This window comes from Robertmurraya sp. GLU-23, from assembly GCF_052983275.1.
In genome coordinates, this window is the sequence record NZ_JBRKCV010000002.1 from 296,415 (window position 1) to 309,085 (window position 12,671).

The 12,671-nt window shown below is 39.4% G+C and carries 10 protein-coding genes; all 10 read left to right on the forward strand.

Annotated features, from left to right (window positions below; translation table 11 throughout):
- Positions 1-30: 30 nt before the first annotated feature.
- The gene (locus ACVBAX_RS05850) at positions 31-1,728 is read left to right on the forward strand and encodes a proline--tRNA ligase (RefSeq protein WP_447116219.1); all 1,698 of its coding nucleotides are present in this window, start codon (positions 31-33) and stop codon (positions 1,726-1,728) included.
- Positions 1,729-1,870: 142 nt separating this feature from the next.
- Positions 1,871-6,187, forward strand: coding sequence for a PolC-type DNA polymerase III (locus tag ACVBAX_RS05855; protein ID WP_447116220.1), 4,317 nt, complete (start codon positions 1,871-1,873; stop codon positions 6,185-6,187).
- Positions 6,188-6,381: 194 nt separating this feature from the next.
- The gene (rimP, locus tag ACVBAX_RS05860; RefSeq protein ID WP_430773939.1) at positions 6,382-6,852 is read left to right on the forward strand and encodes a ribosome maturation factor RimP; all 471 of its coding nucleotides are present in this window, start codon (positions 6,382-6,384) and stop codon (positions 6,850-6,852) included.
- 56 nt (positions 6,853-6,908) lie between these two features.
- Positions 6,909-8,051 (forward strand): transcription termination factor NusA, encoded by a 1,143-nt coding sequence (gene nusA / locus ACVBAX_RS05865; protein ID WP_447116221.1) that lies wholly within the window; start codon positions 6,909-6,911, stop codon positions 8,049-8,051.
- 11 nt (positions 8,052-8,062) lie between these two features.
- Complete coding sequence (rnpM, locus tag ACVBAX_RS05870) at positions 8,063-8,341, forward strand: RNase P modulator RnpM (protein WP_430773941.1); 279 nt, start codon at positions 8,063-8,065, stop codon at positions 8,339-8,341.
- A gap of 8 nt (positions 8,342-8,349) precedes the next feature.
- Positions 8,350-8,652 (forward strand): YlxQ family RNA-binding protein, encoded by a 303-nt coding sequence (locus ACVBAX_RS05875; RefSeq protein ID WP_119707577.1) that lies wholly within the window; start codon positions 8,350-8,352, stop codon positions 8,650-8,652.
- A gap of 19 nt (positions 8,653-8,671) precedes the next feature.
- On the forward strand, positions 8,672-10,882 hold the full coding sequence (gene infB / locus ACVBAX_RS05880; RefSeq protein ID WP_447116222.1) for a translation initiation factor IF-2: 2,211 nt from the start codon (positions 8,672-8,674) through the stop codon (positions 10,880-10,882).
- A complete protein-coding gene (locus tag ACVBAX_RS05885; RefSeq protein ID WP_119707579.1) occupies positions 10,879-11,160 on the forward strand; it encodes a DUF503 domain-containing protein in 282 nt (93 codons plus the stop codon). The genes infB and ACVBAX_RS05885 overlap by 4 nt, the downstream gene beginning before the upstream one ends.
- A gap of 135 nt (positions 11,161-11,295) precedes the next feature.
- A complete protein-coding gene (gene rbfA, locus ACVBAX_RS05890) occupies positions 11,296-11,667 on the forward strand; it encodes a 30S ribosome-binding factor RbfA (RefSeq protein ID WP_119707580.1) in 372 nt (123 codons plus the stop codon).
- Positions 11,668-11,729: 62 nt separating this feature from the next.
- Positions 11,730-12,647 carry a tRNA pseudouridine(55) synthase TruB gene (gene truB / locus ACVBAX_RS05895; RefSeq protein WP_447116223.1) on the forward strand — a complete coding sequence of 306 codons (918 nt, stop codon included), beginning with the start codon at positions 11,730-11,732 and terminating at the stop codon, positions 12,645-12,647.
- Positions 12,648-12,671: the final 24 nt, after the last annotated feature.

The window sequence follows — 12,671 nt, forward strand, 5'->3', positions numbered from 1 at the left end:
AAAATGAATTGGTCGAAGAGGTGCTAGTAGATGAAACAGAGTATGACGCTAATCCCAACATTAAGGGAAGTTCCAGCAGATGCCGAAATTAAAAGTCATCAGCTACTATTAAGAGCTGGTTTTGTTAGACAAAATGCTAGTGGAATTTATAGTTATTTACCAATGGCTCAGCGAGTGCTAAAAAAAATCGAGACGATTGTTCGTGAAGAGATGGACAACGCAGGTGCTGTTGAACTGCTGATGCCTGCGTTGCAACAAGCAGAGCTTTGGCAGGAATCAGGTCGCTGGTACACCTATGGACCTGAATTGATGAGAATGCATGACCGCCATACAAGAGAGTTTGCTCTTGGGGCAACTCATGAGGAAGTGATTACTAGCTTAGTAAGAGACGAAGTAAAATCTTATAAGCGATTGCCGTTAACTCTATACCAAATTCAAACGAAGTTTAGAGATGAGAAAAGACCACGTTTTGGTTTACTTCGTGGAAGAGAGTTTATCATGAAGGATGCATACTCATTCCACTCTTCTCAAGAAAGTCTTGATGAAGTATATGATCGTTTATTTACTGCATACTCTAATATTTTTAGTCGTTGTGGTTTAGACTTCCGTGCAGTTATTGCGGATTCAGGAGCAATGGGTGGAAAGGATACGCATGAGTTTATGGTGCTATCTGATGTTGGGGAAGATACCATTGCGTACTCTGACACTTCAAACTATGCGGCTAATATTGAAATGGCCCCAGTAGTCAATACGTATGAAAAATCAGATGAGTCACAAAAAGAGATGGAAAAGGTTCTGACCGAAAATAAGAAGTCAATTGAAGAAGTGGTTGGATTTTTAAATGTTGATTCATCCAAATGCATTAAATCACTTCTGTTTAAAGTAGATGACCAATATGTACTTGTGCTTGTTCGTGGCGACCATGAAGTAAACGATATTAAGTTAAAGAATTTGTATGCTGCAAGTGTCGTTGAACTAGCAACTCCAGAAGAAACGAAAGAAATCCTTGGTTGTTCTATTGGTTCATTAGGACCAGTTGGGGTAAATAAGGTAGAGATCGTTGCTGACCCAGCCGTTCAAGCAATTGTTAACGGAGTATGCGGAGCAAACGAAGAAAACCATCACTTCATCAACGTTAATGCCGAAAAAGATTTTTCGGTAACAAAGTATGCTGATATTCGCTTTATTCAAGAAGGGGACCTATCTCCAGACGGTCAAGGCAAAATTGTTTTTGCAAAGGGAATTGAAGTAGGGCATGTGTTTAAGCTTGGAACTCGCTATAGTGAAGCGATGAATGCTACCTATTTAGATGAAAATGGAAAATCACAGCCAATGATTATGGGTTGCTATGGTATTGGTGTATCTAGAACGTTAGCTGCTGTGGCTGAGCAATTTAATGATGATAATGGTCTTGTATGGCCAGCTCAAATTGCACCTTTTAAAGTACATTTGATTCCAATCAACTTGAAAGATGAAGCTCAAGCCAAACTAGCTTCAGATTTATATGAACAATTAAAAGCTCAAGGCTTCGAAGTTCTTATGGACGACCGTGCTGAAAGACCAGGAGTTAAGTTCGCTGATTCAGACTTAATTGGTTTACCTGTACGTGTAACCGTTGGTAAAAAAGCAGCTGAAGGAATTGTAGAACTAAAAGTTCGCAAAACTGGTGAAATGCTAGAAGTTCACAAAGACGACCTACTACAAACAATTGCTGGCTTATTAAAATAAATGATTAATTATTCGGATCCGCTCAACACGGGTCCGATTTTTTTCCCATTGATTGGTTATCTGTTAAAAGGGCTTTCAATAATTTCTTTATGATATAATAACTACTAGTTTGACTAGAGATAAAATGGAGAGGAGAGAGTTGATGAACGGATCATCTGGTAAGGAACGATTCCAACTATTGCTCCAGCAGCTACAACTAACGGATGACAGAATCATACCGTATTTTCAAGATGCAATGATTGACAAAGTATTAATTGAAAAATCTAAAAGACATTGGAGTTTTTATTTTTCGTTTGAGAAGATCTTACCTATTAACGTCTATCAAACGTTCACAAATAAATTACAAACAACCTTCTCACATATTGCGTCAATCTCCTACAACATTCAGGTAAGAGATCAGCAAGTGACTGAGGGTTTGATACTAGAATATTGGAACAGTTGTATACAGCAAATTGATGGCATATCACCACCATTAATTAAGCTACTAAATGAACAAAAACCAAAAGTCCAAGGTTCAAAAATCACGATCTTTGTTGGCAATGATCTCGAAGGGTTAGCCATAAAAAGGAAATATGCAAGCTTTATTTCTGATGCTTACAGCTTTTTCGGATTTCCTCAAGTAGTGATTGATACCGAGATTAACACAGAAGCCTCTACTGAACAATATGAACAATTTGTCGAGGCAAAAATGAGGGAAGACAAAGAGCGAGGTATGCAGGCAGCGATTGAGATGGATAAGCAAGAAGCAGAGAAAGAAGCTGCCGGCGGTACAGGTGAATATACCGGTCCATTAACCATTGGATTGACGATCAAAGATGATGCTGATTTTAGAAAAATCCAAGATATTATTGATGAAGAACGTAGAGTCGTTGTGGAAGGGTATATTTTTGCCGCTGAAACAAGAGAGTTACGCAGTGGGAGAACTCTACTAACCTTTAAAGTTACTGATTATACAAGCTCAATCATGGTAAAAATGTTTTCTCGTGATAAAGAGGACGCCGCTCTATTCCAAAACGTAAAAAAGGGCATGTGGGTAAAAGTAAGAGGAAGTATTCAAAACGATACATTTGTACGTGATCTAGTTATGATTGGAAACGATATTAATGAAATTAAGCCAATTGAGCGTCAGGACACTTCTTCCGAAAAGCGTGTTGAGCTTCATCTTCACACACCAATGAGTCAGATGGATGCTGTTTCACCAGTTAGTGCATTAGTCTCGCAAGCAAAAAAATGGGGACATAAAGCCATTGCCATAACAGACCATGCGGTAGCACAATCCTTTCCGGAAGCGTTTGGAGCAGGGAAAAAGAACGATATTAAGATTCTTTACGGAGTGGAAGTAAATCTAGTAAATGATGGTGTTCCGATTGCGTATAACGAAGCGGAGAGACTGCTGGCAGAAGACACGTATGTAGTATTTGACGTTGAAACAACTGGTTTATCAGCCGTATACAATACAATAATTGAACTTGCAGCGGTTAAGATAAAAAATGGAGAAATTATCGACCGATTTGAAGCATTCGCTAACCCGCACCATCCATTGTCTGCAACAATTATGAATTTAACGGGAATTACCGATGATATGCTAAAGGATGCTCCAGAGGTAGAAGAGGTTCTTGGTAAATTTAAAGAGTGGACAGGCGATGACATACTTGTTGCCCACAATGCATCTTTTGATATGGGATTTTTGAATGTTGGTTACAAGAAGTATGGTCTTGGGCGAGCTGAAAACCCGGTCATAGATACATTAGAGCTTGCTCGTTTCTTATATCCTGACATGAAGAATCACCGTTTAAATACGTTAGCTAAGAAATTTAATATCGAGTTAACGCAGCATCACCGTGCGATATACGACACAGAAGCAACTGGTTATCTGCTTTTAACGATGCTGAAGGATATAATGGAAAAAGGAATACAGTATCATAACCAACTGAATAACAATATGGGTCAAGGAAATGCCTATCAACGAGCACGACCGTATCATTGTACGCTTTTAGCACAAAATGATGTAGGGTTAAAGAACTTATTTAAGCTTATTTCTATTTCCCATTTAAACTATTTTTATCGAGTGCCGAGAATTCCACGCTCTGTATTACAGAAGCATCGCGAAGGAATTTTGATTGGTTCAGGCTGTGACAAAGGTGAAGTATTCGAGGGTATGATGCAAAAGGCTCCTGAAGAAGTTGAAGAGCCAGCGCGTTTCTACGATTACATCGAGGTACATCCAAAAGCAGTATATGCTCATTTATTGGAGTTAGAGCTAGTTAATGATGAAAAATCATTAGAGGATATTATAGCTAATATCGTCAAACTTGGTGAAAAGCTAGAGATCCCTGTTGTTGCTACTGGAAACGTACATTACCTAAACCCAAATGATAAAATATATCGAAAAATATTAGTGAACTCACAAGGGGGAGCAAATCCGCTTAACCGTCACAATCTTCCTGATGTCCATTTCCGAACGACGAATGAAATGCTAGATGCATTTTCATTCTTAGGAAAAGAAAAAGCGCGTGAGATTGTTATTACGAATACCAACAAAATTGCTGATATGATAGATACGATCAAGCCGATTAAGGACGACTTATATACTCCTAAAATTGAAGGCGCCGATGAAGAAATGCGTAAAATGAGCTACGATATGGCAAGAAGCATTTACGGTGATGAACTTCCAGAAATTGTGGAAGCAAGACTTGAAAAAGAACTGAAGAGTATTATCGGTCACGGGTTTGCCGTTATCTATTTGATTTCACATAAACTTGTGAAAAAATCGCTTGATGATGGGTACCTAGTAGGTTCGCGTGGATCGGTTGGGTCGTCTCTTGTCGCCACGATGACTGAGATAACAGAAGTGAACCCATTACCGCCCCATTATGTTTGTCCTACATGTAAACATTCGGAATTTTTTAATGACGGTTCCGTTGGTTCAGGCTTTGACTTGCCAGATAAGGACTGTCCAAATTGCGGTAGCAAGTACAAAAAAGATGGACACGATATCCCGTTCGAAACTTTCCTAGGTTTTAAAGGTGATAAAGTTCCCGATATCGATTTGAACTTCTCGGGAGAATACCAACCACGTGCACATAACTATACGAAGGTTTTGTTTGGTGAGGATTATGTATATCGTGCTGGTACGATTGGTACGGTAGCTGATAAGACAGCGTTCGGTTATGTGAAGGCCTATCAGCAAGATAATAATCTTCAAATTCGTGGAGCCGAAATTGAGAGATTAGCCATGGGGTGTACTGGTGTAAAAAGAACAACTGGTCAGCATCCCGGCGGAATTATCGTTGTGCCAGATTATATGGAAATTTATGATTTCTCGCCAATTCAATTTCCAGCGGATGATAAGACCTCTGAATGGAAAACAACCCATTTCGACTTCCACTCGATTCACGATAACTTATTAAAGCTCGATATTCTAGGGCACGATGATCCTACCGTGATACGTATGCTTCAGGACTTAAGTGGAATTGATCCGAAGACCATTCCTACCGATGATCCTGAAGTAATGAAGATATTCAGTGGAACGGAAGCGCTGGGAGTCACAGAAGAACAGATAATGTGTAAAACGGGAACGCTTGGTATACCAGAGTTCGGAACGCGTTTCGTAAGACAAATGCTTGAGGATACCAAGCCGAACACTTTTTCAGAGTTGGTCCAAATTTCAGGACTTTCCCACGGGACGGACGTATGGTTAGGAAATGCGCAAGAGCTGATCCACAACAGTATCTGTAACCTGAGTGAAGTTATCGGCTGTCGTGACGACATCATGGTTTATCTAATCTATCAAGGATTAGAGCCATCCTTTGCTTTTAAGATTATGGAGTCCGTTCGTAAAGGAAAAGGCTTAAGTGATGATATGGAAGAAGAGATGCGAAAGAATGAAGTGCCAGAATGGTATATTGATTCTTGTAAAAAGATCAAATACATGTTCCCGAAGGCCCACGCCGCTGCATACGTTCTAATGGCCGTAAGGATTGCTTACTTCAAAGTGCATCATCCAATCCTTTATTACGCAGCTTATTTTACCGTTAGAGCGGAGGATTTTGATATTGATGCGATGGTGAAAGGTTCTTCAGCAATCCGAGCAGTAATTGAAGAAATCAATGCAAAAGGATTAGATGCATCAACCAAGGAAAAAAATACCTTAACCGTCCTTGAATTGGCATTAGAGATGAACGAGCGAGGGTTTTCTTTTGCAAAGGTAGATTTGTACCGTTCAAGCGCAACAGAATTCATCATTGAAGGAAATAAGCTGATTCCTCCATTTAATTCCATCCCAGGGCTAGGTACGAATGCTGCACTTAACATCGTAAAAGCTCGTGAAGATGGAGAATTCTTATCTAAAGAAGATCTGCAGCAAAGAGGGAAGGTTTCAAAGACTATTATTGAGTATCTCGATAACCACGGATGTCTTGAAGCATTGCCTGATCAAAACCAACTTTCTTTATTTTAGAAATGGAATGAACGAAGTGGTAATCCTACCAAAACCGGTATTGCATTTGCATAAACGGTATGGTTATGGTATAGTTTTATTGGAAATACTAAGAATAACTCTCGTTTACAAGAGTGGGGCCTTCCCCGCTCTTTCGTGTTGTATGGACTCTATTTTAGGAGATTAGCTACTTTAGGTTGGTTAGGAGGAATAAAATGAGCAAGGTAATTGAAGTAGTTGAACAAATCGTAGAACCAATTGTTAATGACCTCAACCTTGAATTAGTTGATATTGAATATGTAAAGGAAGGAAAAAGCTGGTTTCTTCGCATATTTATTGATAAAGAACAAGGCATTGACATTGAAGAGTGTGGAATGGTAAGTGAAAAATTAAGCGAAAAGCTTGATGAACTTGATCCTATTCCTTATAACTATTTCCTTGAAGTTTCTTCTCCTGGTGCAGAGCGTCCATTGAAGAAACAGAAGGACTATGAAAAAGCGGTTGGGAAAAATGTACATATTAAGACGTACGAGCCTATCGATGGTGAAAAGACATTTGAAGGTGTGTTAACTAACTTTACGGGAGATACCGTAACAGTCGAATTAAAGATTAAGACGAGAAAGAAAACGATTGAAATACCTTTTGAAAAGGTAGCAAGTGCTCGCCTAGCGGTTACTTTCTCATAATTCATATAACAAATTTACATGAGAGACATTTAGAGTGTTAAAGGGGGACCATTTTCATGAGCAGTGAACTATTAGATGCTCTTATTTTGCTTGAAAAGGAAAAAGGAATTTCACGTGATGTAATTATTGAGGCGATTGAAGCGGCGCTTATCTCTGCCTATCGTAGAAATTTTAATCAAGCACAAAATGTTCGAATTGATCTAAATTTAGGTGTTGGAACGATGCGTGTTTTTGCTCGTAAAGAAGTCGTTGATGAAGTATTCGACCCAAGACTTGAAATTTCTTTAGAAGAAGCTAGACGAATCAATCCAAATTACGTGATTGAAGATGTGGTAGAGCTTGAGGTAACACCAAAGGATTTTGGACGTATTGCTGCACAAACAGCAAAGCAAGTGGTTACTCAACGTGTGCGTGAAGCAGAAAGAGGAATTATTTACTCTGAATTTATCGACCGCGAAGAAGATATTATGACGGGTATCGTCCAACGTTTGGACTCAAAGTTTATCTATGTGAGCTTAGGGAAAATTGAAGCAATTCTCCCAGCCAACGAACAAATGCCCAACGAACGTTATAAGCCACATGATCGTATCAAGGTGTTTATTACGAAAGTAGAAAAAACTACTAAAGGCCCGCAAATTTTTGTTTCAAGAACCCATCCAGGTCTTTTAAAGAGATTATTTGAGATTGAAGTTCCAGAAATTTATGATGGGACAGTTGAAATTAAATCTGTTTCTCGTGAAGCAGGTGACCGCTCAAAAATCTCTGTTCATTCTGATAATCCAGAAGTTGATCCAGTAGGTGCATGCGTAGGACCAAAAGGTGCTCGAGTTCAAGCAATTGTTAATGAGTTAAAGGGAGAAAAGATCGATATTGTTAAATGGTCGGATGATCCTTTTGTATTTGTAGCAAATGCGCTCAGCCCATCTAAGGTACTTGATGTAATCGTCAATGAACAAGACAAGGCAACAACAGTAGTTGTCCCAGATTATCAACTGTCACTTGCGATTGGTAAAAGAGGCCAAAATGCACGACTAGCGGCAAAGTTGACCGGTTGGAAAATTGATATTAAATCAGAAACAGATGCAAGAGAAGCTGGTATCTTCCCTCGTGAAGAAGGAATTCTATCGTTCGATGATGAAGAGGAAGACGCTCTCGCAGATACAGATTTGCATTTAGAGTACGTAGAAGAGCAGGAGTAAGAAAGGGGTGGATGATGGTGAACACGAATAGGAAAATTCCATTAAGAAAATGTGTTGCTACCGGAGAAATGCGACCGAAGAAAGAACTTGTTCGCATCGTTCGCTCGAAGGAAGGCGAGGTCTCCATCGACTTAACCGGTAAAAAGTCGGGTCGAGGTGCCTACCTTACGAAAGAAAAAGAAGCTATTCTTTTAGCGAAGAAAAAAAATATATTATCGAATCAATTGCAAGTTCAAGTAACCGATTCTGTGTACGAAGAATTATTGGAGCTTGTTGAGAAGGAGAATTGACAATCCGAATGAAGCAAAATCAATGGATGTCATTGCTTGGCTTAGCCAATCGAGCGCGTAAAGTGATTTCTGGGGAGGAACTTTCCATTAAGGAGGTTCGCAGCAATAAAGCAAAATTAGTTTTGCTTTCAGCAGATGCATCCCAAAACACACAGAAAAAAGTGACAGATAAATGCAAATCCTATAACATTCCTTGTAAAATAGTTGAGAACCGCTTTTTACTCGGTCAAGCGATCGGAAAAGAAGCCCGTGTAGTCGTGGCCGTTCTAGATGAAGGATTTGCCAAGAAGCTAAAAACGTTGCTCGATTAATTCTAGCGGGGGTGTAAACATGAGTAAAATGCGAGTGTATGAATATGCAAAAAAACATAATGTTTCTAGTAAAGAACTCATTACAAAATTAAAAGATATGAATATCGAGGTTTCTAACCATATGACAATGATTGAAGATGATACAGTTAAAAAGCTAGATGAACAATATGCTAAGGGTGGTAAAGGAGAAAAGAAGGAAGCTCCTAAGCAGTCTCAAGAACAACAACAAAAGCCTGCTTCCGCTCAAGTACAATCAAAAACAAAGGCTAGTGCTTTTGATGAGGACGACGACCGAAATGTAGCTCCTACAAAAGTAAAAGTCAAAACAGCTCCAAAGGCAATTCAAGGGAAAAAAGGCGCCCAAGATAACCAATCAAAAGAAACAAAAGCTTTTAATGGGAAAAAGGGTAAAAACCAACAAAAAGGTCGTGTTCAGCACCAGTCACAGCCACCACAGCCTCCTAAAAAGAAAGAATTACCTGCAAAAATCACCTTTACAGAATCACTTACAGTGGCTGAATTAGCTAAAAAGCTTCACCGTGAACCATCTGAAATCATTAAGAAATTGTTCTTATTAGGTGTAATGGCTACCATTAACCAATCACTTGACAAGGATGCAATTGAACTAATTGCAGCTGAATATGGTGTGGAAGTTGAAGAAGAAATCAAGATCGATGTTACTGATCTTGAAGTATACTTCACAGAGGATAATGACGCAGAATTAGTGGAAAGACCTTCTGTTGTAACCATTATGGGTCACGTTGACCACGGAAAAACAACTTTACTTGATTCAATCCGTAACACTAAGGTAACTGCTGGCGAAGCGGGTGGTATCACTCAGCATATCGGTGCTTACCAAGTAGAAGAAAACGGAAAGAAAATTACGTTCCTTGATACGCCAGGTCACGCTGCTTTCACAACGATGCGTGCGCGTGGAGCAAAGATTACGGATATTACGATTTTAGTAGTTGCAGCAGATGACGGGGTTATGCCACAAACAATTGAAGCAATAAACCACGCAAAAGCCGCAGAGGTTCCGATTATTGTTGCTGTGAACAAAATGGATAAAGAGAGTGCAAACCCTGATCGTGTTATGCAGGAGTTAACAGAATATGGTTTAGTTCCTGAAGCATGGGGTGGAGACACGATTTTCGTTCCACTATCAGCTTTAAAAGGAGAAGGAATCGACAATTTATTAGAAATGATCCTTCTTGTTGGTGAAGTAGAAGAATATAAAGCAAATCCAGATCGTAAGGCAATCGGTACAGTTATTGAAGCCCAGCTAGATAAAGGTAGAGGTTCAGTTGCTACACTTCTAGTTCAAAACGGTACATTACGAATTGGAGATCCGATTGTGGTAGGTACAACTTTTGGACGTGTTCGTGCAATGGTTAATGACCTTGGTCGTCGTGTGAAAGAAGCTGGCCCATCTACTCCTGTGGAAATTACAGGTTTAAATGATGTACCTCTTGCAGGAGATCGCTTTGTTGTATTTGAAGATGAGAAGACAGCTCGTCAAGTCGGTGAAGCACGTTCACAACTTGCGATTCAAGCGTCACGTTCTGAGAAAACGCGAGTAAGTCTAGACAACTTATTTGAACATATGAAGCAAGGCGAAATGAAGGATATTAACCTTATTGTTAAAGCTGACGTTCAAGGTTCGGTTGAAGCACTTGCTGCTGCTCTTCAAAAGATTGAAGTTGAGGGTATAAATGTAAAGATCATACACACAGGTGTTGGTGCCATCAATGAATCAGATATTACTTTAGCAGCTGCATCAAATGCGATTGTTATTGGATTTAACGTTCGTCCAGATAATAATGCGAAGCGCGCGGCAGAAGCGGAAGAAGTAGATGTTCGCTTGCACCGTATCATTTATAAAGTAATTGAAGAAATTGAAGCAGCGATGAAAGGGATGCTTGATCCTGAATTCGAAGAGAAGATCACCGGGCAAGCAGAAGTTCGTCAAACATTCAAAGTATCGAAGGTTGGTACGATTGCAGGATCTTATGTTACGGATGGAAAAATCGCTCGTGGCAGTGGAATTCGTGTTATTCGTGATGGAATCGTTGTATTTGAAGGTGAAATCGACGCACTTAAGCGTTTCAAGGATGATGCGAAGGAAGTATCTCAAGGGTATGAGTGCGGAATTACCATCAAAAACTACAATGATGTAAAAGAAGGGGACGTAATCGAAGCCTTCGTTATGCAAGAAGTGGAACGTAAATGATCATTGGCTTAGCCGCCTGTGAATGCCTCATTTATGATGCCCATTCTTTAAAAGACAAAAGAGCTGTTCTTCAACGTATTATTACAAGACTGAGACAACGATATAATCTGTCTGTAGCAGAGGTTGATTATCAAGATACATGGCAGCGTACCAAAATTGCTATTGTATCAGTAGCATCCTCAAAAGTAGCCGTTGAAAGAGAATTGCAGCATGCATTAAAGTTAATTGATTCATTTCCAGAAATCGAACGCACAATAACGGACTTGGAATGGATATAATAACATAAACGAGGAGGATTTCACTCCTCCTCATATGCATGTGAATCATGCGTAAAACAAATAGATAAATCGTTCCCTATAGACAGTGTTATTTTAAAAGCATTGTTTTCTAAGGATGACAAAGAGGTGACTACCATGAGCCTTAGATCTAATCGAGTTGGAGAACAGATGAAGAAGGAACTTGGGGAAATTATTGGACGTAAAATAAAGGACCCACGTATTGGCTTTGTGACTGTTACAGATGTACAAGTAACAGGTGATCTTCAACAAGCAAAGGTGTTTATTTCTGTGTTAGGTGATGACCTTCAAAGAGAGAATACACTGAAGGGGTTAGCTAAAGCAAAAGGATTTATCCGTTCGGAAATCGGACAGAGAATTCGTCTTAGAAAAACTCCTGAAATTACATTTGAATTCGATGAATCGATTGACTATGGAAATCGAATTGAGAATCTTCTGTATCAAATTAAGGAAGAGACGAAGGAAGAACGGACCGAACGAGAAGATTGATCAAAGAGGATAGACATCATGTCTATCCTTTTTTTCTAATTGAAAGACCAGGAGGAACAGAAATGGAAGGGATTTTGCCATTATTTAAACCTAAAGGTATGACATCTCATGATTGTGTCTTTAAGCTTAGAAAAATACTGCGAATGAAGCGGATAGGACATACGGGTACACTAGACCCTGAGGTTGATGGAGTGTTACCAATTTGCCTTGGAAGAGCAACAAAGGTTGCTGAATACATAACAGATGCAGGAAAAGTATACGAGGGGGAAGTAACGCTTGGCTTTGCTACAACAACCGAGGATGCGACGGGTGAAGTGGTTGAGAGGAAAGTCATCGATACTTTGATTACTCGCGAACAAGTGAAAGCTGTGTTATTGGAACTAACAGGTGAGATTTCTCAAACCCCACCTATGTACTCGGCGGTCAAGGTAAATGGAAAACGTTTGTATGAGTATGCAAGAAAAGGAATTGAAGTGGAACGCCCTACAAGAAAGGTGACAATCTATTCGATTGAGCTTTTAGATGACCGTGAAGTGTTTGAAGGAGAGACTATTTCTTTTCGATTTCAGGTTGCATGTAGCAAGGGGACATATATTAGGACATTAGCTGTTATGATCGGCGAACGACTTGGTTTCCCTGCCCATATGTCTGAGTTAAGACGCACCGAGTCAGCATCATTTTCTCTCAACGACTGTAAGACACTTTCAGAAGTAGAGGAATTGGTGAATAACGGAACAATTATTAATGCTTTATATCCCATTGAAAGAGCGCTTATTCATTTGCCGAAATATCAAATAAATGATAAATTAGTTGAGAAAGTGAAAAATGGAGCTGTTCTCGAAATACCTGAATTATTACAAGATATTAAACAACCCATAGTTCTTGAAACGATGGATCATAAGGCCCTAGCTATATACATGCACCATCCTCATAAGCCTAATCTAATGAAACCAACAAAGGTACTACATATAGAGAATTAGGTTGGTAAAGAAAGGGAGAAAGCT

Excerpts from the sequence above, each read along its gene's own strand:
- ACVBAX_RS05850 (WP_447116219.1), top strand. The coding sequence starts at position 31 with ATGAAACAGAGTATGACGCTAATCCCAACATTAAGGGAAGTTCCAGCA.
- ACVBAX_RS05855 (WP_447116220.1), top strand. The coding sequence starts at position 1,871 with ATGAACGGATCATCTGGTAAGGAACGATTCCAACTATTGCTCCAGCAG.
- rimP (WP_430773939.1), top strand. The coding sequence starts at position 6,382 with ATGAGCAAGGTAATTGAAGTAGTTGAACAAATCGTAGAACCAATTGTT.
- nusA (WP_447116221.1), top strand. The coding sequence starts at position 6,909 with ATGAGCAGTGAACTATTAGATGCTCTTATTTTGCTTGAAAAGGAAAAA.
- rnpM (WP_430773941.1), top strand. The coding sequence starts at position 8,063 with ATGATGGTGAACACGAATAGGAAAATTCCATTAAGAAAATGTGTTGCT.
- ACVBAX_RS05875 (WP_119707577.1), top strand. The coding sequence starts at position 8,350 with ATGAAGCAAAATCAATGGATGTCATTGCTTGGCTTAGCCAATCGAGCG.
- infB (WP_447116222.1), top strand. The coding sequence starts at position 8,672 with ATGAGTAAAATGCGAGTGTATGAATATGCAAAAAAACATAATGTTTCT.
- ACVBAX_RS05885 (WP_119707579.1), top strand. The coding sequence starts at position 10,879 with ATGATCATTGGCTTAGCCGCCTGTGAATGCCTCATTTATGATGCCCAT.
- rbfA (WP_119707580.1), top strand. The coding sequence starts at position 11,296 with ATGAGCCTTAGATCTAATCGAGTTGGAGAACAGATGAAGAAGGAACTT.
- truB (WP_447116223.1), top strand. The coding sequence starts at position 11,730 with ATGGAAGGGATTTTGCCATTATTTAAACCTAAAGGTATGACATCTCAT.